General features: G+C 34.3%; 20 protein-coding genes. 15 read left to right on the top strand and 5 right to left on the bottom strand.

Annotated features, from left to right (window positions below):
* Positions 1-69: 69 nt before the first annotated feature.
* The 9 genes from ACZ5QH_RS10895 (at position 70) to ACZ5QH_RS10855 (ending at position 6553) form a co-directional block, all read left to right on the top strand.
* Positions 70-1563: a replication initiation factor domain-containing protein gene (locus ACZ5QH_RS10895; protein WP_303576099.1), complete on the top strand. Its 1494-nt coding sequence runs from the start codon at positions 70-72 to the stop codon at positions 1561-1563.
* Positions 1553-1861 carry a hypothetical protein gene (locus tag ACZ5QH_RS10890; RefSeq protein WP_303576100.1) on the top strand — a complete coding sequence of 103 codons (309 nt, stop codon included), beginning with the start codon at positions 1553-1555 and terminating at the stop codon, positions 1859-1861. Before ACZ5QH_RS10895 ends, ACZ5QH_RS10890 begins: the two co-directional genes overlap by 11 nt.
* Positions 1862-1959: 98 nt before the next feature.
* The gene (locus tag ACZ5QH_RS10885) at positions 1960-2148 is read left to right on the top strand and encodes a hypothetical protein (RefSeq protein ID WP_303576101.1); all 189 of its coding nucleotides are present in this window, start codon (positions 1960-1962) and stop codon (positions 2146-2148) included.
* Positions 2149-2150: 2 nt separating this feature from the next.
* Complete coding sequence (locus tag ACZ5QH_RS10880; RefSeq protein WP_303576102.1) at positions 2151-2402, top strand: hypothetical protein; 252 nt, start codon at positions 2151-2153, stop codon at positions 2400-2402.
* A 95-nt stretch (positions 2403-2497) separates the two neighbouring features.
* On the top strand, positions 2498-3772 hold the full coding sequence (locus ACZ5QH_RS10875) for a virulence factor TspB C-terminal domain-related protein (protein WP_303576103.1): 1275 nt from the start codon (positions 2498-2500) through the stop codon (positions 3770-3772).
* Between the two features lies 1 nt (position 3773).
* Entirely contained in the window at positions 3774-4058 is a 285-nt protein-coding gene (locus ACZ5QH_RS10870; protein ID WP_303576104.1) for a DUF2523 family protein, read from the top strand.
* Positions 4059-4127: 69 nt separating this feature from the next.
* Positions 4128-5639, top strand: coding sequence for a zonular occludens toxin domain-containing protein (locus ACZ5QH_RS10865; RefSeq protein ID WP_303576105.1), 1512 nt, complete (start codon positions 4128-4130; stop codon positions 5637-5639).
* Positions 5640-6045: 406 nt separating this feature from the next.
* Positions 6046-6357 (top strand): hypothetical protein, encoded by a 312-nt coding sequence (locus ACZ5QH_RS10860; protein ID WP_303576106.1) that lies wholly within the window; start codon positions 6046-6048, stop codon positions 6355-6357.
* Between the two features lie 13 nt (positions 6358-6370).
* The gene (locus ACZ5QH_RS10855; RefSeq protein ID WP_303576107.1) at positions 6371-6553 is read left to right on the top strand and encodes a hypothetical protein; all 183 of its coding nucleotides are present in this window, start codon (positions 6371-6373) and stop codon (positions 6551-6553) included.
* Between the two features lie 505 nt (positions 6554-7058).
* On the opposite strand, the gene ACZ5QH_RS10850 is transcribed toward ACZ5QH_RS10855, so the two are convergent.
* Positions 7059-7958: a LysR family transcriptional regulator gene (locus ACZ5QH_RS10850; RefSeq protein ID WP_004821499.1), complete on the bottom strand. Its 900-nt coding sequence runs from the start codon at positions 7956-7958 to the stop codon at positions 7059-7061.
* Positions 7959-8057: 99 nt separating this feature from the next.
* Here ACZ5QH_RS10850 and ACZ5QH_RS10845 point away from each other — a divergent pair, with 99 nt between their 5' ends.
* Positions 8058-8498 (top strand): CidA/LrgA family protein, encoded by a 441-nt coding sequence (locus ACZ5QH_RS10845; RefSeq protein ID WP_004821498.1) that lies wholly within the window; start codon positions 8058-8060, stop codon positions 8496-8498.
* Positions 8498-9193, top strand: a complete 696-nt coding sequence (locus ACZ5QH_RS10840; RefSeq protein ID WP_004821497.1) for an LrgB family protein — start codon at positions 8498-8500, stop codon at positions 9191-9193. The genes ACZ5QH_RS10845 and ACZ5QH_RS10840 overlap by 1 nt, the downstream gene beginning before the upstream one ends.
* A gap of 54 nt (positions 9194-9247) precedes the next feature.
* Here ACZ5QH_RS10840 and ACZ5QH_RS10835 read toward each other — a convergent pair whose 3' ends face one another.
* The 3 genes from ACZ5QH_RS10835 to ACZ5QH_RS10825 all read right to left on the bottom strand — a co-directional run bounded on the left by ACZ5QH_RS10835 (position 9248) and on the right by ACZ5QH_RS10825 (position 13411).
* On the bottom strand, positions 9248-10411 hold the full coding sequence (locus tag ACZ5QH_RS10835) for an MFS transporter (protein ID WP_004821496.1): 1164 nt from the start codon (positions 10409-10411) through the stop codon (positions 9248-9250).
* A 579-nt stretch (positions 10412-10990) separates the two neighbouring features.
* A complete protein-coding gene (locus tag ACZ5QH_RS10830) occupies positions 10991-11719 on the bottom strand; it encodes a copper chaperone (RefSeq protein WP_303576109.1) in 729 nt (242 codons plus the stop codon).
* Positions 11720-11734: 15 nt separating this feature from the next.
* Positions 11735-13411: a tyrosinase family protein gene (locus ACZ5QH_RS10825; RefSeq protein ID WP_303576110.1), complete on the bottom strand. Its 1677-nt coding sequence runs from the start codon at positions 13409-13411 to the stop codon at positions 11735-11737.
* Positions 13412-13737: 326 nt separating this feature from the next.
* Here ACZ5QH_RS10825 and ACZ5QH_RS10820 point away from each other — a divergent pair, with 326 nt between their 5' ends.
* Positions 13738-15822 (top strand): multicopper oxidase family protein, encoded by a 2085-nt coding sequence (locus ACZ5QH_RS10820; protein WP_303576111.1) that lies wholly within the window; start codon positions 13738-13740, stop codon positions 15820-15822.
* Positions 15823-16199: 377 nt separating this feature from the next.
* Positions 16200-17387, top strand: coding sequence for a benzoate/H(+) symporter BenE family transporter (locus tag ACZ5QH_RS10815; RefSeq protein ID WP_303576112.1), 1188 nt, complete (start codon positions 16200-16202; stop codon positions 17385-17387).
* Positions 17388-17488: 101 nt separating this feature from the next.
* Here the strand turns inward: ACZ5QH_RS10815 and ACZ5QH_RS10810 are convergent, their stop codons facing one another.
* Positions 17489-18259: an alpha/beta fold hydrolase gene (locus tag ACZ5QH_RS10810; RefSeq protein WP_303576113.1), complete on the bottom strand. Its 771-nt coding sequence runs from the start codon at positions 18257-18259 to the stop codon at positions 17489-17491.
* A 347-nt stretch (positions 18260-18606) separates the two neighbouring features.
* Between ACZ5QH_RS10810 and ACZ5QH_RS10805 the strand changes: the two genes are divergently transcribed.
* Together ACZ5QH_RS10805 and ACZ5QH_RS10800 are read left to right on the top strand one after the other, a co-directional pair.
* The gene (locus ACZ5QH_RS10805; protein ID WP_096734101.1) at positions 18607-19812 is read left to right on the top strand and encodes an amino acid aminotransferase; all 1206 of its coding nucleotides are present in this window, start codon (positions 18607-18609) and stop codon (positions 19810-19812) included.
* Between the two features lie 359 nt (positions 19813-20171).
* Complete coding sequence (locus tag ACZ5QH_RS10800) at positions 20172-21740, top strand: ATP-binding cassette domain-containing protein (protein WP_303576114.1); 1569 nt, start codon at positions 20172-20174, stop codon at positions 21738-21740.
* Positions 21741-21793: the final 53 nt, after the last annotated feature.

Raw genomic sequence — 21793 nt, 5'->3', positions numbered from 1 at the left:
TTCTTATGGCTTAGGTGTTGTTCTCGGTTTCATCTCTGGCTTTTCATTTTGTTATTTTGGGGTTTGATAATGAAAACAATACTCGAAAAAATCCATGCCTTTGATGATGCTCATTTATCACTTGATGAGTTATATCATCGTGAAAAAGACATTACATACGAAATTGAAGCTCGTACCTCATTCGGTGAAATCTCATTAGAAGATTCAAATATTCTTAGAAACATGTTGCAGGGCATAGTTAAAAATAAATTCTCTGCCTTTGAAAATGCTTTGATTCAACCAAAGAAAAAAGACGACCAATCTATTGCAGAATTATTTGTTCAAAAAATAACCATTCCCTTGGAAAATACACGGGATGGTCGGTCACTTGACACCCCCTTTAATAATATGGGGTTAGCTGATACACAACAGGCATCTGAATCCTACGCGTTCCCAAGGCATTTGGACAACTACAAACTAATTTCTACTCCTCAAGGTGTAGTTCCAGTTTTACGTTGTGTGCCAATTGAAAATAACTGTGTCGGTCTTGATTGGGTTAAGTTTAGTTTCTGTGTTTCATCCCTTGATGAAAAATTATTAGGTCTTGAAGCTGAACAAGTCGATCTAGGCGTTGGCGAAGCAATTGAATCTATTCTTGATCAAATTCTTTTTGAAATATTTGGCTTTGGTATTGTACAAAAGCGTAAATGTGGCTTTAAATTTGATCGCTATGGTTATGATTTACAAGATAATTTAGGTATGGTTCTTTATGGTAATAATAACAAAAGAATCAGCGTTATCATTAATGGTACAGGTTGCGCTTTAGCTCGAAAGGGTTGGAATGAGCAATTATATAAGTACCTGAAAACAGAAGTAATAAATCCTAAATTAAACCGTGTTGATATTGCTTTTGATGATTTCGAAAGCGAATTTGTCTCACCTGAAATATGCGATCAATGGGATACCGATGGCGGTTTCTTCACTGGTGGCCGTAATCCTGAAACAGGTAAATTCGGTGATTGGAAGCGTATAAACGGCAAAGGTTTAACCTTTATTGTTGGTAATCGAGAAAGCTCAAAGTATTTGCGTTGCTATCAACGTGGCAAAAAAGAGGGTGATTCACTAAGTCTTTGGACACGCTTAGAGCTTGAGTTGAAATCATCAGACCGTTACTTGCCTTTAGATGTCCTTATTTCACCATCTACATATTTTAAGGGTTCATATCCAGCACTTGAAGCATTGTGCAGTCGCTTACACGACTTTACTGCACCTGAAAAATGTGAACTCATTGAAAAACAAGCAAATATCAATGTTGATAAAGCATTGGATGTACTCAAAGTCCAATTCGGAAAATACATCCGTCAATTCAGAAAATTCATTGCTGATGATGTACTGCTCAACCTGATTTCATCCGATAAGGATGAAGTACCAAAACGACTCCAATTTTCACATGCTGCGGTAATGCAAGCTTTACGCATTAATCAGCCAATTTTAAACACTCAAGTAGATGAAGAGTATCCATTGTTTGTGGGCGTTCCTCTGCTTAATCAATCTTCTTATAAGGAATTTATCCATGCTATTTAAATCAACAATGGTTGTACTCGGCGCTAAATCATCAAAAGGGAATTACAACGGTAACCCTTATGACAAAACAGTAGTTTTTTACAAAGCTGATCTTCAAGAGGGTGAAAACTTTGTTGGTGAGGTAGGTGAATCAATGGTTTGGGGCTTATCTGACAATTTTTCAAAGCTCAAAGGTCTTGAATATCCGCTTGTAGCTGATGTGACTTTAGAACAAGTTTCGAATGGTTCTGCATCACGCATGATTATTAAAGATCTTGTACCGCAAAAAGCTCAATTAGCTCAGGCACAACCAAAATGATTTATTCAAATTTCCTGACGTACTCGTGTCCGATCTGTGGCACGTACCTACATCAGCAACAATATTCTTTCCATGTTTCGGCATGCAAGGGGTGACCAATGTCATATGTTTGTCAGTTTGTCGATCAAGCGACAAACACATGTACACAATGGGTTGAACAAGTAACTTTACTTGAGCAACTCGCAATAACCAAGCAACAAATGGCAATGCTAGGTACTCCGATCATAGGGATATATGGCGTGATCATTGCGTTTGCACTTTTTAATAACTTCGCTAAGAGGGCGTAGACATGAACAATTTACAAGTTCAAGAAAAACGTGGTGTTTTAACACTTCGTAATGTTTCAAATTATGGTTTAGGGGCAACTATTTGCGGTGCGCTTGCATTATCTCCAATGGTAAATGCTGCTGAATTAGATTTCACTGGTGCTACTGGAGAAATTGATGGTGCAAAAGTTGCTGTTGTCGGCATCATCAGTGCTTTAGTGGTGTTGATCGGTATCGGTATTGCTTGGGCTTACTTCAAACGTACTGCCAAGTAATTTGGACAAAAGTGCCTCCGCTTGGGGGCATTTTTTATCGAGGTAAATATGGAAGAAAACGCATCAATACTTTATTGGATTCCACTGGTGGTCACATGGGTCGCACTTCATCTTATTGCAAGCAAACTTTAATTGCATTACTTGTTTATTTACTTGCTCTAACGCCTACAATGGTCTTTGCTGCAGGGAAAAATTATAACGTAAAGACTATTGTTTATGATCCATTAGAAAAAGTAATCAACGCCACTGTACTAGATCAAATTGCAGAAAAGACAATGAGACGTTCTGCCAAAGTTCCTGTAACAGCTTCCGCTACTGGCTCAACAGTAGCAAGTATGATTCGATTTGGCGTTGCTGGTGCTCTAATATACGGAGTTGTAGAAGGTGCAGGCTGGATTATTGAAAATGGTATTGTTTATAAAAAAGAATATGATCCTAATAAGCCCTACTACGGGGAAAAAGTTTGGAAATGGGATAATTTTAATTATGACAAAGATGCTCAAGTTGTTTGTCAGCGCTTAGCACCATCGACAACATCTGATGGGTCAGGTGGAACCCCAAAGTTTTTAAGAGTTGAATTTGTTTCTATTGTTAAAGCTGCATGTGTTTCTTTGCAATATGGAAGAGAGGGAAAATCTTATATTGATTACGTAAATAATCCTAATTATAACCCTAATGAAGAACCAAAAAAGACTCCAGTTTCTGACACAGAATTAGGTGATAAAGTTAACAATTCACCCCAAGCACCTCAAATACTTCCGACTGTTTACAATCCTAACTCTACAGCAGGCGGAACAGCTCCAAAAATTACAGCCGACGCAATAGATCGTGCTGTGCCTCTTCCTGAAACTGACCCTGAGGGTACAACTGTTGTTGACCCTGAGACAGGTAAAGGCACTTTCAAACTTCCAGCATTTTGTGAATGGGCATCAGTAATGTGTGCATGGTATGAAAAATATCAAGATGATTCTAAAAAAACCGATGAACATAGAGAGATAGAAAAAGAGGTATGGAAGCAAGAAAAAACAGCACGTGAAGAAGAAAAACAACACCGTGAAGATGAAAAAGGCTTTTGGCAAAAAGTTGAAGATTGGTTCAAGAAATGGGATGACACTCCAGAACAAGATGATGATACCGAAGTACAAGTAGATCAGCCTGAGCAACAAGATATTGATACAGCCATCAACTTTGGTGGTTCATGTCCACAACCTTTATCTGTGCCTTATAGCTTCGCTGGTGCTACAGGAACAATTGAATTTTCATATGAACCACTATGCCAAATTGCATCATTCATTAAGCCTGTAGTTATCACTGTAGCTTCATTTAGTGCAGCCTTAATTATTGGCGGTATCAGAACAGAGGATAGCTAACATGTGGTCAAAACTCGTCGATATTCTCAATTCAATGCAGAAAGGAACATTAAAAAATGTTCTTTCTGGTGCAGGTTTAATGCTCGGAACAAATGCAATATTCCTTACAACTTTCAGTGTTGCTGTAAATACCTTAAAGAACTCAACAGGTTCTATATCATCCGATGTTTTAGGTCTTGCACACCTTTCGGGATTCGACATAGCCATGTCTTTAATACTTGGCGCAATTGTTACAAGATTAACCCTGAACTCCCAAAATTTGGCTCTAAAAAAGGCTAGCCGTTAAGCACGTGCATCCGCATCCGACATCACGGCTCGCGTGTGCGGTGCGGTGCAAAGTGCAAAAGAGGAAAATATGTTACATCTCATCACAGGTACACCAGGGGCAGGAAAAACCTTATACGCAGTATTTCTTATAGACAATTATGAGAAAGCAAATCAACGTGCGCTTGAATATAACGCTACAGCTTTAAAGAAAAATTCAGAAGAAATCGAAAAAAATAACCTTGCTGATTACTTCCTATCGCATACCTATTTCAGCAAACTCACCAAAGAAAATGAAACTGTTTTATTTGAACCTGATTATTTTAATTATTTAGGTTTAAAGATGCGTACTGAAAATATGTTTTTAGATATCCAATTCTATAATGGAATATTAAAAACAATAAAAAATGATTTAAATCTTGATCTTAAACCACTTAAAGATGTGCGTCACATCTATGCCAATATTGATGGATTAAAAGTTGATAATGTACGTCCAATGATTGTTGATTGGCGTAAATGTCCGGATGGCTCTATCGTTTTCTATGATGAAATACAGCTTATCTTTGAATTTTCTACAGATAACAAACAAGATAAAGATAACATTGTTAAACATCTAACAATTCATCGACATAGAGCTTTTGACATATATGGAATTACACAATTCCCAAGCCTTGTACATACTAATTTTAGGGCTGTAGTAGGTCTGCATTATCATTTACACCGTGGTTGGGGTGCGCCATCTGCAACTGTCTATGTTTGGGCAAACTGCCGTGATAAACCGAATAGTTTAGGCAACAAACTTACCGCCGAACGTGATTTTAGATTTAATTATCCTAAACGGCTTTATGAAATCTATGAATCAGCAACAGCAAATACAGTAAGATTCCGTGTACCGATTAAACTCTTTGCTATTTTGCTGATTCCCTTGATCGGCTTAGTTATGCTTGTATCTAACTTCGTTGGTGCTGAACACAACTTTTTCGGTACGATCTTCGGCTCCAGTGAGAAAAAGGAAGTTAAAAAAGAAACGTCCAATACCGATAAAACAAACAAACAATCTCCCGATCAGAAACAAGCTCAACCATTCACCGCAAATTTCAATGCTGATCAGGAATGCCGTAAAGCTGTCAATGTAGAAAAACCTGAATGTATCAAATGGTTCAATGATCTAAGTAATTCTAAAGCTTCTGTGTCTTCACAAGGCGTTATTACATCTGTTTCATACAATCCTGATAAACCCTATGAATTTAATCCTCCACAGCAAATACAAATTAAGGACTATCCACGTTTAACAGGATGCGCAAAAAAGCCTACTGGAGAACTTGTTGGTATAGATCAACAGGGCAATATCATGCCCAAAATAAAGCAATCAGACTGTCAAAAATGGCTGAATGGTGAACGTCTATTTGACTATACAAAAGCCCCAGTACAGGTACAAAACAATGCTCAACTCAATAATCAAATCAATACTTCGAACAATCTTCAACAAACTGCTAAACAACCTGTTTCGCAGGAAATAGCAAACAATCAAGTCGAACCACACTTACAAGCAAAAGTAACCAACGGTGCAAACGATCAAGCGGGGTTTAATAATGCATTCTGATAAATTTCAAAAGCATGACGCGCATGTAACGCTTTATGAGATTAAATTATTTAGTAAATATTTTCCATTTAAGGCTTTTTTACTCATAATCTTAATTATATTTTCTTTAGGTTTTTTACTTGGTAACTCATATGGTGTTATTACTTGTCAATCATTTATGTCATTGTTTAACAAGTGAAACTTGTACAAGTCTTTTCACAAAAAAGACTTGTCGAGATGATACGCAAAGGACTGATTTATAGATAAAACGTCATGTCTATGACGCTTAGATTTATGACTATAAATCGACACAAACAACATTCGACCATTGACCCTCTGACTACATTTTTTATTGCTATTTCACTGAAATAGCAATCTATAATATGCGGGTAACGATGCTCATAATTTGATCTAAAAGGGTGTATTTATGTTTGGAATTTCTGAAAAAGAATATGATAGACAGCAACATGAGAAGAAGTTAAAAACTATTGATTCTAAAGCTTTAATCTTTAATACCGTAGCTTCAAATTCTACTGAAAATCTTGTTTTTATTGGTGATCACGTATTAAGAAGATCTTTTATTCATAAAGTATCTAAAGGAACTTATGATACAAATCATGGGACCTACATTTCATACTTTAACTTTGATTTGAAAGGCTATATTGAGTCTATGACTAAGGATATTTTTATCCCTGAATCACAAATTTCATTTGAAAATATTGTTGATTTACTTAAATAATTTAGGTGGTTATATGGAATTTACACAAAATCAATTAGAAGATATTTATTTTATACTTAGCGACTATGGTGGTGATTCTTCACAAGATATTCTAAATAAAATCAATGAGAAATATACTTTCTGTTGGCAGTGTCATAAATTGATTTTGAATGCTGATTATGAAGCTCATAAAAATATGCATTTCGATGATGAATAGGCATGTTTGGCGAACCACGTTTTACAATAGAAATATTGGGGTATTACATAAATCTGATTATGTTTTTATGCGTGAATGCTTAGAGAAATACCTGGGGGAAATACAGCAGTTAGATATTGATAATTGTGAAGAAATAGATCAACTCAAATTATTATTTATAAAACTAGATCATCACATAGATAGGCTAAGGTAATGATAAGAATTGAGATTATTTTAATAGGGATTTTTAGTCTTATATTTTTAATAGCGCAGGATTTTGCATAACGAATATTATGTTACTTAGGATAGTCGTCAACGTGAATTAAAATTATCAGTATTCACGTTGACGATCTGTGGCAGCAATAGCGTTGAGTAGCCACAGTCTTAGATATTCTATTTAACATAATATACATTATGCGAAATTAGTATAATTAAATATTTGATATACATAGTTTTAATATTTATGAAATTCACACCTGAGTCAGGCTAATCTCAATTTATTAAGACTTAAAAGCTATCAATCCATCTAGAAATGAATTTTATCTCGATGCATCTCTACAATCGTTAACCAAGCTTTGGTTGCTGGACTCATTGCTACAGTCGTATTCCAAGCCATACTCAATGTCCAATGTAATTTAGGCTCATTAAGGATTGCTGAGCAAAACTTCCCTTGATCTAACTGATCACAATAAATTTTGGGCAATATGGCGATCCCCATATTAAACTCCACCATTTTGGTGATAAAGTCCCACTGGCTACTTTTACACACCACTTTTGGTTCAAAACCTACAGAATTTGCAGCCTGTATAATCATCTTATTTAATGTAAAAGAATCAGCGTAAAGTAAAAAAGTTTCTTCTCTAAGCTCATGCAAATTCACTGAATCTCGTTGATTCCAATGTGAATTTTTCTTAGCCAATAAACACATTGGTGAGTCTATCACAGGAATTGCCGCAAAACTTGGCCTTAAATTACCGAGTAAAATCCCAACATCAATACTTTTATCAGCAATTGCTTCCTCAATACCATTGGCACCAACTTCTAAGAATTTCAATTGAATATCAGGATAATTTTGGTGAAATAAAGCAATTAAAGGACTAAGTAATACCGAACCTAATGGTGGTAAGCCTATGGTTAGTTTCCCTTTTTTTAACTGCTGTACTTGATCTATATTTTCAAATATTTGCTTTTGTTCATTTAAGATATTTAAAGCGTGTTGATAAATTAATTCACCAATATAGGTAAGTACAACTTCCCTTTTTCTTCCAGCTTCACCTTTTTTAAACAAAGCTGTGCCAAGTTCTTCTTCTAAATGTTTAATAGATTTACTGAGTGTAGGCTGTGTCATAAACAAACGATCAGCAGCCAAAGTAAAACTTTCACAATTGACGATTTCTACAAAAATTTTAAGATTTTTAATGTCCACAAATTATTCCAAAAACGCATAATTATGGTTTAATTATTCATAATATGCTGTGATGTTTGCAACTAAAATAACTCATCTTTTTTAAATATCTGCAATAAAATGTCTACGCGTACTCAAAGCCATCAAATTTCATCAATTTATAAAGTCACACTGCAAATTGGGCTTTTAATTTTGATTTGGTGGATTGGTTCAATCATTCAAAAACAATTTAATTTACCTATTTCGGCAGCTGTGATTGGCTTATTTATGGTTTTGATTGGGCTCATGACAGGTATTTTTAAGTTAAATTGGATTAAATCAGGCTCAGATTTCATTCTAGGTGAATTGGTGCTATTTTTTATTCCTTGTTTTATCGGGTTAATGAAATATAAAAACCTATTTATCACTGAAGGTTGGCAACTGATTGTTGTGGTTGTACTGGGTACAATTTGTGTGATGGTATTTACTGCTTATAGTGTGCATATAGGTTTTAAACTAGAGCGGAAGTTGAAACAACGTCATGTTCATAAAACCGTACATGTATTACAGGGAGATAAATAATGTCTGCCATTTCAATATTTTGCCTAGTGATCACATTAGTCGCGTATGTGTTGGTCAAAAAACTTTATCGTAAATTTCCATATTTAATTTTATCTCCAGCAATTTTGGTTCCGATTGTTTTAATCACCATTTTACTGTCAGCACATGTTTCTTATGATGCTTATATGCTTGATAGTCAGTGGATTATATGGATGTTAGGGCCTGCAACTGTTGCCTTTGCAATCCCAATTTTTGAATATCGCCAAATCATTAAAGAACATCTCATTTCAATTTCTATGGGCGTGGTCATTGGTATGCTTGCTGGGATGATCAGTGCATTCTACCTTGCTAAATTATTTCATTTTGACCAAACAACAACCTATAGTCTAATGGCACGTTCAATCTCTACACCATTTGCAATGGAGTTAACAACCCATATCGGCGGTTCAGTTGAACTGGTGATTTTATTCACCATGATTACTGGGGTAACTGGGATGTTAATTGGTGATTTGGTATTGGGTGGGTTAAGACTGAAATCAAGCTTTGCACAAGGTGCGTCTTTGGGTAATGCAGCGCATGGTTTTGGTACAAGTAAAGCTTATATGCGTGATAAAGATGAAGGTGTTATTGCCAGTTTAACCATGGTTTTAGCTGGTATTTTTATGGTATTGGTTGGACCTTTTATTGTACACCTTATTGTTTATTTACTAAATTAATCCGTACAGTATCGATTTGAACGTTCTGAATCTCTTTTCTGCAAAGAGATTCATTTATCTTTGAATCGTTTGTAATGTTTTAGGTAAAAAATTAATCAATAGCAGACCAAGCAATGCTGAAAATCCAGCAATGATAAAAATATATTCTCCTGATAATTTTTCCCAATATTGCCCGGCTAAGATGCTGCCAGATGCAACGCCAAGTCCCCACATGGTACTGTATAGTGCTTGCCCTCTGCCCTGTTGTTTAGCTGCAAAGTTCTGCAAAATGACCCGCATTGCAATAATATGAAATAAACCAAAACTAAATGCATGAAAAGTTTGAGAAATAAATTGAATAATGAAACTTTCTGAAAATAAACCTGCCAAAATAAATCGAATACTGGTCATGATTAAACAAAGTGCGACTAAGCTTCGCCATGAAAAACGATTTAGGAAGAAATTTGCATAGTTAAACATGATAATTTCAGCAATCACCCCAACTGACCATAAAAAGCCAATCTGAGTTGTACTGTAACCAGCAAGCTTTAAATAATTACTATAAAAACTATAAAATGGTGCTTGTGCAAAAAGCATAATAAATTCAATGATAAAAAATGAAAAAACCACTGGTCTTTTTAGAATGGGAAGCAATGGGTCTAATATTTTTTGTGCACTCGGTGCTGTGCTGGGTTCCTTAATCGAAAAAGACCAAATAAAAGCTGTAAATGCAATACATAACAACATCATTGGTAAATATTGAATTGCAATAACTTCTAAAATCGCACCGATACTAAATACGCCAATAATAAATCCAATAGAACCCCATTTTCTAATTTTCCCATACAATGCTGTATGTTGATTACCCAGCCAAAACAGCGTTACACCTTCAAATTGCGCAAGTATGGCATTTTGAAAAAAGCTAAAAATCAACATCAGAAATGCAATCGATTGCATATTGTTGGGAATGATAAAAATTAAAAACCAGATCGTAGCTTCCATCCAGGTCGCCACACGAACCCACAACATTCGTTTTCCTGTTTTATCTGCGATAAATCCCCAAATAAAAGGTGCAAATATACGGGTTAAAATGGCTATAGACGACAATAATCCGATTTCTTGATAATTAAATCCTTGATCTTGAAGATATAAGCTCCAATACGGTAAAAAAGTTCCAACTATTGAATAATACCAAAAGTAAAATCCACTCAGTCTGTATTGGATTGGCATAGCTTGCATATCGTTGCATTCACTTGGATTTTCAAACAGTTAGAGGAATAAAGCGTTGTATAAGTTTGTACTCAAAAGCACTCATCCGTAGTTCAACTGTATACTGCTAAAAAACATTATTTTTTCAAAAACCCATAATACTCTGTTATATATTTAATGTCTTTTAATAAAAATATATTTTGCTTATTTGGTAAAATTGCTGGATTCGTAACAGACTTACGAGGCACTAAATTTAACGCAAAACACCTAACACCTTGATAATTGTCAAAGATTGAGCTGTTAATCTCGATATTACTAGATCTAGATTTGGGTTGGTTATTGTAGAAAAAGATCATGGATATGCTGTATATATATATTTAACAGCCAATAACTCGGAAAAATAAATTTAGACTTATTATATTGCAAATCAGTGTTTTACTTTATAAGTATAGGAAGCTATCAAATTATATTTAGATTAGTTTGTTATGATTGATATTCAAATAATACAGTAAATTAAATCTTAAACAAAAAAGTATAATCTGTAAATTAATAAGAATAAATTATGCTCTCTAAGTCTATATTTAGTGATTAAAAAATCAAAATAACAATTTAAAAATATTGGAACCCCCAAATTTCTCTTCGCTTGGGTTGAATTTGTTCCACTAGTAAAAATAAAGTAAATAAAGGCATTATATACATCATTGGTTCCATCCACGCTATACATAACCACATAAATGGCCAACAAACTCCTACGCAGTACCAGGCTTTTTTAATTCCAAATTTAAAATTATCAATACCAGACTGAAGCCCAAAAGGATTAATGTTTGCAGGAAGATGACAGCGATTTAGACTGATTTTTTTATATGGAGTTATCTGCCATAGAACTAAAACAACAATAATCAAGCATGCCAATATTATTTGGTTATGTAATAATTCATTTAAATAATGTGTCAAAATTGAGAGTAAAATACCAATAAGTGTCCAAAAAAATATATAGCCGATAAAAAACAATATTAAACTTAACTTCCTTTTTCTCTTAAAGTTCTTTTTCTGAACATCCTCTACAGATAAAAAAAGTAATGGTAACATCATTGCTATCAACATCAAAAACCAATGCATATTAATAGTGTTATGAATAGCTGATAAAATAAAATTTTCATTATTATTAGTTTGATGTACATGATGAGAATGCTCACCATGTACAAACTCTACAGCAATAGATTGCTCCATTGACAGTAAATTCTGAAAAATTAGCCACAACCACACCAATAAAGCAATTTTCATTACAATCATAAAAGATTTTCTTTTAAATAAAGAAAAGTAATTTTTAATCTTCATGGCTATTTAAACTCATCAGTTATCTTGATGAACAGTGATTTTTTCAATACTGAGTGTTGAATTTTGACTTAAACCAATAGGTTCAACATAAAGTTGTAAATCATCTAACTCTTGAATCTGATTATTAAGATAAAGCTCGTCAACATATTCTGTAATATCGATAGATAAATTGATCCCTAAACCAGAATGTTCTCCATTTTGTTTAGATGCATTGATTAAACCAAACAATGCAACGGATTTTAAAGTCTGCTGATTTGGTGTTTTTATTGATAAAAATACCCCTTCTTGATTTCCCTTAATGCCTTCTACTAGTAAATAAAATTTACTTGGAGTAATTAACTTTTTAAGATTTTGTTCTATTACTTGAACTACTGACTTAAATCCATTTTTCAATTGTGGATTTTTTTTATCTATTGAGATTGATACAGGTGTTAAGCCTGTAATCTGGATTTTACTAGTTGTTGATCCTATGAGTTCAATATCCGTTTTCTCCTGACTAAATTTATCTAAACCAAATTTTTTCATTCTAAGAAGTACTTTATTCGAAGTACTGGCAGGGCTGAGTTTTGTGCCAAAAGCTACTGTATAGGTATAAGACGAAGTATATTGATAATTCAACTCTTCTTCATTAGTTACATCTTTAGGGACAAAATCCCAATTAGTTTCATCTGGATTTGGGACAATAAATGGTGATCTAAGCTCAGGAGATAACCATGTATCGTCTGCTGGATTGGTATTGTTTGTTGGATCTATATGATCGTATTTATTCCAAACACTCCAGAGGCGATCAATATTGGCATGATGCACATAAAAAAGCGGATCTAATGCTGCAAAATTAGGATCATTCATCAAACCGAATGTGCCAATCCCACCAACTAATACATGCATGATGTTATGAGGGTACTGTTCAACTGAACCCGTACTAGACCTATGACCATCATGTGAAAAATTAGTTTCCCCTCCACCAAAACCTAACTCCTTGACAATATCATTATCTATTTTTGAAGTAAAATTTAATGTATACAATGAATTTATAGTTTCTTTATTTAAATCAAAATCAGGTTTTGCTTCTTGTAATTGCTTTAAGTTAATAAATGTTTGATCCCTTAGATCGGCTGGATTAGGATACCGTTGTTGTAAATAAAGAGGATTTGATTCTCCATTAAAGGTCTTTTGAGTGAAAGCTGGAGGAATGCTTATTGAATTAAGATTCGAATAATCTTTGTCATTATAGTCCCAATAAGGTAAAGCCCAATCATCTGGACCACCAAGCTTTATAATATGCTTACGTAAAATTGTTTCAATTGCGAGTAAATATCCTCTATGCCAGGGTAAAAAGAACCATGTTGCGTGTTGGCATTGGTTCCATAACCCATCACCCGTTTCTACATCATGAATTTTAATAAGTGCTTGCACATTAATTTTTTGGAATTCTGGAAAATCTATTAGCTTGTGCCAATTTAACTGCTCTTTTCCCGTATCATCCACATCATCCATGGTTATTCCATGCATTGCACCAAAGAATCCCCAGCTATTATGGTCTTCTAAAGGTAATTTACGCATTTCTGCAACAGCTTTCGCATACCAATAAAGGTCTTTATTTCCTTTTTCCGGATTAGAAATAAAGGCCTCATCATCTAGCAATACCCCACAATTTTCCCAAACACTTCTTCTGATATAATTTTTAGCCATAATCTTCTACCTTGTTATAAAATGAAGTCTTTTAAAGTTTTAACTTTTGATTGAATTTTATTCAAAATAACAAAATAAAATTTAATGTGCAACGAAATCATTAATTTACAGAAGGCTATTTACAAGCTATTTCGTCAATTAACACTCATTAATACAACAAAAATTTATACAGTTGGAATAGAAAATAAGAATTGCCAATTAAGACACAAAATAAAATCTATGGCTTCAGCAAATATTTTGAAAAATGGAAAAATTATTATTTAAGTCTTTACGAAACAAAAAAATAAGTACAATATGTATAAATATTAATCACATAAAAACCAAACATGAAAAACTATATTACTATTTTAACACTATTAGCATCAACACCACTCTATGCAGGTATTCAAAACCCTCCTCTTTTTAATAACAGCAATGTAGATTCAAATTTTGTTTCTATTGACTTAGAAGTCGATAAGAAGCTCGGCGAAATTTATAATCCAGTGACAAATCGAATTGATTCGGTCGAACTCCGCCAATATATCGATCCACACAACCCCTTAGCTAATCAATTTGTTGCTCCAACTATTCAAATTAAACAAGGGAAGTCATTAAAAGTAAATTTAATGAATAATTTACCTTTATATGAGTATAAAAAAAATAATGGTGAGATCGAAAAGACGCCGAATTGTCGTGATGAACATAATACGATTGGTTGTATTAATACCACTAACCTGCATACTCATGGATTGCAAGTCAATCCTGAATATACTGTTATGCCTAGTAAGGATGGCAAAGATAAAGGTATTGCAGCTGATAATGTTTTTATTAAAATTAATCCAAAAGAAAAACAAGATTATCAATTTGATATTCCTAAGGATCATCCTGCTGGAACTTATTGGTATCACGCACATTTACATGGTTCTACAGCATTACAAGTGACTAGCGGTATGGCTGGCGCTCTAATTATTGAAGGTAATCGATTACCAAAATTTGATGGGAAATCTTTTGAGCAAAAGGGTGATTTTGATGTCCTGTGGAAAGCCAAAAAACCATCAAAAATTTCTTTAAATAATATTCAGCATAAAATTTCAGCCAACAGCAATAATGATCTGATCATGGTTTTTCAACAAATACAGTACATTTGTGGTGATAACCAAAAGCTGTATAAAGTAAACTGTGGAACTAATGAAATTGGACACCTAGATGGTGATGTTGAAATTAAAATAAGTGATACTGATAAATATAAATTGCTTAGCCCAAGTGGTTGGAAAAAGTCAGGACGCTATACCTCTATTAATGGTAATGTGCTCGGTCAAATAGATTTAAATCAAAATGAATTTTATCGTTGGCGTATGATTCATGGTGGTGTGCGAGATACCATTGGTCTACGAGTTTATAAGTTGGAAAAACCAATCAACACGCAAGACAAGCCTAATTTTATTGCCGAATGTCAAAAAGCTGCAAAACTCAACAATGCAATCAATTATTCAATCGTGGCACAAGATGGTTTAACCACGAATGCTATTCAGCAAACCAATACTATCTTATTGCAACCAGGCTATCGATATGATGCGATATTTAATTTTAAAGATGCGGGTCAATACTGTGTAGTGGATAATGATAAATTTCCAGATTCATTTAAGGTCAATACAAATATTGAGGCAAAATCATCAACTGATACACCAGATCCAGATAAAGTTCTTGCTATTGTAAATGTTAAAGTAAGTTCTAGCCCTACAATTACATTAAAAGAGTTTTTAAAGTCAAAAGTTGAAGATATTACCCTAAGTAATGGTCAACAGCTTGATGCTATTACACAAAAACAAATTAAATCTGATTTAGATAATAATTTAATCACAGCTTTTACCCCATTAGATTCTTTACAAAATATTGAAAGTAGTAATAGCAACATCAAAATAGGTCAACAACAGCTTAACTTTAATATTAGTAAAGTCTTTGGTATAAGTAATGAAAAGTTTAACGCTGATTTAGCACTTCCTTATGGCAATAATTTAAACCGCTATTTAACTTTAAATGGAATTGATGAATGGACCTTAACATCAACTCTTGCGGGACATCCTTTCCATATTCATGTAAATCCTTTTCAAATTCAATCCGTATATAAGGTTGATGGTTCAAACAATCGAATAGGTGGAGATATAACTTTAGAGAAAAATACTAATCCTTTATTTAATGGTTTAAATGGCGTATGGAAGGATACTCTTTTTGTTCCAACGGGTTATGAGATTGTGGTCAGAACCAAGTATGAAAAATTCACAGGAGACTTTGTCTTACACTGTCATATCTTAGATCATGAAGATCAAGGCATGATGCAAAATGTCCGTATTTGTGACCCGAATGATAAAGACTGTAAAACAAGACCATTTGGATCTGTTGTACCTGCAGGGCTTCATTCACATGCACATTAAATGTATTAGTTCAGATCTGATCAGACATTGATCTTGAAAAAGAGAAAGTTACCCGTTTTGATAAAGGTGTCGAATCTTAATCAAACAAAGGGAACTTTCTTATGTTGCATACTAACAATCAAATATAAATTAGGCTTACTCAATTTAATAACAACTTTGTTCCAGCAAAAATTACTTCTTAAAATCAAGTCATAGTAGATAAAACACAATAAAAATCATTTTTAACTCCTTTACCTTTACCAGAGTTAAAAAAAGCAGTCGATAAAATCATATCACCAAACTGGTACCTTAAAAAATATTAAAAGTGTATCTTATGGCAATACCACATTAAAAATACACTCTACTACTTCTTTTTTTAAATCTTAGGGGTAGAGTTTATGTCTTTTCAACATCATTCTAATGATTTTCTTCCCCCCATTATGGCTGGTTTAATTTCGGTCATCGTCAATTATGGTGGTACCTTTATTTTAATCTTCCAAGCTGCGCAGATGGCTGGTCTTAGCCCTGAACTCACTGCCTCATGGGTGTGGTCTATTTCTATTGGGGTTGGTATCACAGGAATATTATTAAGTTGGTATACCCGCGAACCCATTATCACTGCATGGTCTACGCCTGCCGCTGCATTTTTGATTACTACGCTTATAACTGTGCCATATTCCGAAGCAATTGGCGCATATTTACTTTCTGCACTGGCATTTGTGATCTTGGGAATTACGGGCTATTTTGAAAAATTGATTGGTCTAATTCCAGCAGGTATTGCATCTGGTCTCTTGGCAGGTATTTTATTGCAATTTGGGATTGCTGCCTTTACCAATATGACAATTGATCCCTTTTTGGCGATTTCATTATTTTTGATTTACCTAATCACCAAACGATTTTCTGCAAGATTTGCCATTATTAGTGTCTTGATTTTTGGCTTTATTTTCTTACTTTTACAATCACGGATTGATTTCTCTGGATTTGAACTAAAATTAGCCTCGCCTATTTTTACCACACCAACTTTTTCTATAAACTCGATACTGAGTGTTGCCCTACCTTTATTTTTAATTACCTTAACAGGACAATATATGCCAGGTTTACTGGTTCTTAAAAATGATGGTTTTCACACTAATGCTAAACCGATTCTTATCGTGACAGGCTTAGGCTCGTTCCTCATGGCTCCGTTTGGTTCACATGCGTTTAATCTTGCTGCGATCACTGCTGCAATTTGCACTGGAAAGGAATCCCACGAAGATCCATCAAAACGCTGGATTTCAGGGATTGCCGCAGGTGTGTTTTATATTCTTGTTGGAATTTTTGGTGTAACGTTAGCAGCTGTCTTTGCAGCGTTTCCAGTCGCCTTTATAAGTACTCTAGCAGGACTTGCATTATTAGGTACAATTGCTGGAAGTCTTGCAAATGCTATGAGTGATATTGATTGCCGAGAAGCCTCACTCATTACCTTTCTCGCAACGACAGCCAACATCACTTTGTTTGGTGTTGGGGGTGCATTTTGGGGTTTGGTTTTAGGTCTAATTTCATATCTAGTACTCAATGGAAAATTCAAAACCAAGATACTTTCTTGACCCTACTGGACTAAAGAGCTGGTAGTATTTATAAAACAATCATTTATAAACAGCATATTACCTTTAAATATGCTGTTTTAATTTATTCAGAGCCTAAAACCTCATTCTATAAACCCAGAGATCATTTGATTGACTACAACCGGTTTTTCAGCATGTAACCAATGCCCGACTTGTTCAATGACTTTAACTTGGCTATGACTAAACTGGGTTTCGATTGCAGAAAAATGTTCAGCTTTTGAGATATAAGGTGAGTTTCCACCTTTAATAAACAATGCTGGAATAGGATTCACCTGCTGATTTTCCCAGCTTAAAATATCAGCATAATGATTAAATAAAGCTTGGACATTAAACAGCCATTTTCCCTTACTGAATGATTTTAATAAAAATTGAATCACCATTTCTTCTTTTAAATATTGACGCATAATCTCTGTTGCTTCTTTACGAGATTCAATTTGTGCATTTTCAACCGCAAATAAGGCTTTAAAAATTTGATCATGGTGATTTTCTTGATATGCAAAAGGTGTCATATCCAAGACAATCATTTTTTGCATACGATCTTGCGCTAAATCTGCAAGTTTCATTGCAATTTTTCCACCCATAGAATGTCCAATCGCAATAAACTTTTCAATATTTAAATGATCAAGTGTTTGCAAAACATCCTGAGCCATCAATTGATAATTCATTTCATCTGAATGTGCAGAATGGCCATGATTTCGAACATCAATTTGTAATAAGTTGAATTTGCCTTGAAATTCACGTGCAATAATGCCCAAATTACTTAAACTTCCAAATAACCCGTGAATCAATACCAGTGTGGCTTTTTGAGTTTCATGGCTATCTTGAGCTTGATCGTATTGATAATTCAGTAACATTAAAAACCATCCAGAATTTAAATATTGCGCTTGCACTATGATGACAAGAAGAGAAATGCAGAACAATAGTTTTATCATTCATTAACAATACTGCGACCTAAAAACAATCAATATCTTAGCTATCTCTCTTCCAATACCACACTTGAAATAGTGTTTAAGTTTTATCTTATTTATCCTCTATTTTGTAGAGAATACACATTTGGCTATAAATATAGACAAATGAGCGGTGGCCTTAATCTAAAGTTGAATAAATAATAAAAAATAAACTTTAATCTACTGTTGAGTCGGGGTTTGAATTACCTATATTATCAGACTTGATTTTTTCGATTGATTTAGGACTTTAGACCATGTTTCAACATGTAGATCCTTATGCAGGTGATCCAATTCTTTCTCTAATGGAAGCCTTTGGTAAGGATGAACGGACACACAAAGTAAATTTAAGTATTGGTCTTTATTATAATGAGGACACCATTGTTCCTCAGTTAGACGCTGTAAAAGCGGCTTTGAAAAATATTGAACCAAGCAATGACAAGGTAAAGCTTTATTTACCGATGGATGGTTCAAAGTCTTATAACGAAGCAACCCAGAAACTGGTTTTAGGTGCAGATAGCCAAGCACGTAAAGATGGCCGTGCAGTGACCATTCAAACCCTAGGTGGTTCTGGTGCACTTAAAGTAGGCGCAGATTTTCTAAAAAAATACTTCCCTGAATCTGATGTTTGGGTGAGCCAACCGACATGGGAAAACCATATTGCAATTTTTAATGGTGCAGGAATCAATTCACATTTCTACCGTTATTTTGATGCAGCAACCAATGGTGTCAATATTGAAGGCATGTTAGAGGATTTACAGCAAATCCCTGCAAAAGGCATTGTTCTTCTTCACCCTTGTTGCCATAACCCAACAGGCGCAGATTTAACACCTGCTGAATGGGATCGTGTAATTGAAGTATTGAAAGCACGTGATTTAATTCCATTCCTAGATATTGCTTACCAAGGTTTTGGTCAAGGCTTAGAAGAAGATGCTTATGCAATTCGTGCTTTAGATAAGTCTGGATTGAATTTCATTGTTAGCAATTCATTCTCTAAAATTTTCTCACTATATGGTGAACGTGTTGGTGGCTTAAGCTTTATTTGTGATGACCAAGCAACTGCACAAAAAGTTTTAGGTCAGCTTAAAGCAACTGTACGCCGTATCTACTCAAGCCCTCCAACGACAGGTGCCTTAGTGGTTGATAATGTATTGAATGATGCAACATTAACTGAAAAATGGCATGCAGAGCTTAAAGAAATGCGTGAGCGTATCATCCAAATGCGTGAACTATTAAAGGCAAAATTAACCGCTGCTTTACCTGGTCGTAATTTTGATTACCTTACAGAACAACAAGGCATGTTTAGCTATACAGGTTTAACTGCTGAACAAGTGGATATATTGAAAGATCAATATGCCATTTATTTGCTACGTAGTGGCCGTATGTGTGCAGCGGGCTTAAATTTAAAAAATATTGATTATGTAGCAACATCTGTTGCAGAAGTCATTAAAGCAACTGCTTAAATAAATTGATAAGTGTTGATTGGTTCAATCAACTGCCACTTAACTCCCTTTTCATAAGGGAGTTAAGTTTTTGAGATGATTCTTTTTTAATGAGCATTTTAAAAGCTTAACATTGACATACAGATTTATTTTTATACAATAAGCATTCTTATCCCCCCTTCTTAAAAGAGTAACGCCAATGAAGTAAGTCATTTTCTCATCATTATTTATTTAATTTTTGATGTGCAAAATAGATTCTACTCAAGGCTAGACTTATCTTTTGGTTCTGATACCGTCTTTACGATAAATTAAATAATCTACTGTTATTTAAAGCTTTTATTACATACTATTTTGTGCATCCTCTATATGAGGATCATAGAATGCAACAAGCATGTATTATTTCAAATTTGAGTTTGGCATTCCCCACTCAAACAATGTTTAATCAACTGAATTTTGTGCTTTTTTCAGGGCAAACTTCTGCTGTGATTGGCCGTAATGGTTTGGGAAAATCATTACTTTTTAAACTATTACACCCACAACAGCATTCAGATTTAGCCTATTCAGGGCAAATTGCATGGCATATCCAACATGATTATTTAGCACAATTACAACGATTAAATACCAAAACTATAGCTGAAGCTTTAGACATTGCTCATCTACACAATGCTTTTGAGCGTATTGAAAACAGTAGTGCCAGTTTTGAAGATTATGATTTGGTGGAAAACTGTTGGGATTTACCACAAAAATGGCAACAAATTTTAAGCAATGCACAACTGCCGCTTGATTTAAATTTTCCCATACACTACTTAAGTGAAGGTCAAAAAACCAAGCTGGCTTTGTGTCGCTTATTTCTAAAACAAGATCATTATCTACTTTTAGATGAGCCAAGTAATCATTTAGATGCCATGGCAAGAAAATGGTTAATTGAATCGATTCAGGCACATAAGGCGGGAGTTTGTATTATTAGTCATGATCTTCAATTGCTGAATCAAGTGCAGCATATTTATGCTTTAACCGCGCAAGGTTTACAACATGTTTCGGGAAATTATGCTGATTATGTTCAACAGCACCAACAACAAATCCATGCCTTAACTCAGTCTATTCAACAAGAAAAACGTGAATTTAAACAGTTAAAGCAACAACAGCATGATAGTTTAATGAAAGCACAAAAACGTCAACGTAAAGGTGCTCAATTGCGTGACTCGAACTCTCAAGCCAAGATTCTACTGGATTTTAAAAAAGAGCAAGCTGGGCAAAGTTTTGGGAAATTACGTGCACAGCAAATTCGCCAAGCTGATGAAACACAAAGCAGTTTACAGGAGAAACAAACAGCTTTAGAAAAAATTAAACCACAACGATTTGACTTCCAATTTCAATCATCTAAACAAGGTGAAATATTAAGAATTCACGATTTACAATTGCCTTATGCCACCACACAGAACATAAAGTTGTCACTCCAAGCCGGTGAAAAAATCCAGCTTAAAGGTGCAAATGGCGTGGGTAAATCCAGCCTATTAAAAATGATTGATCAATCACAAACTTCTGAAATTTTCTTTACTGGACAAAGTTTATATTTGGATCAAAATTTTAGTTTACTCAATGATGATCTTTCTGTGATCGAGAATTTAGCGAAATTTAATCCAGATATACTGGAGGTTGAATGGCGAAATTTATTAGGTCAACTGCGCATTCGTCGCGAAAAAGCACTCTTAAAATTGGGGCAAATCAGTGGTGGTGAAAAACTTAAAGTAGCATTACTTGGAATAAGTCAGCATCATCAAAATATTGATTTATTGTTATTGGATGAACCTGAAAATCACTTAGACATCGAGTCACGAGAATTACTTGCACAAGCCATTGAGCAATTTAAAGGTGCTGTCATTCTGGTCTCTCATGATGATTGTTTTGTTGAGCAATCTGGAGTAAATGAAGCATATTTACTGAGTTAAAAAGTAATACTTCATTCTGATCATTTTGGAAAACTTTCCGCCAATGGTTTATT

The organism is Acinetobacter sp. Ac8, assembly GCF_055392545.1.
Note: the sequence above shows the minus strand (reverse complement) of the source record. Positions and strands in the feature narration are given on the sequence as shown.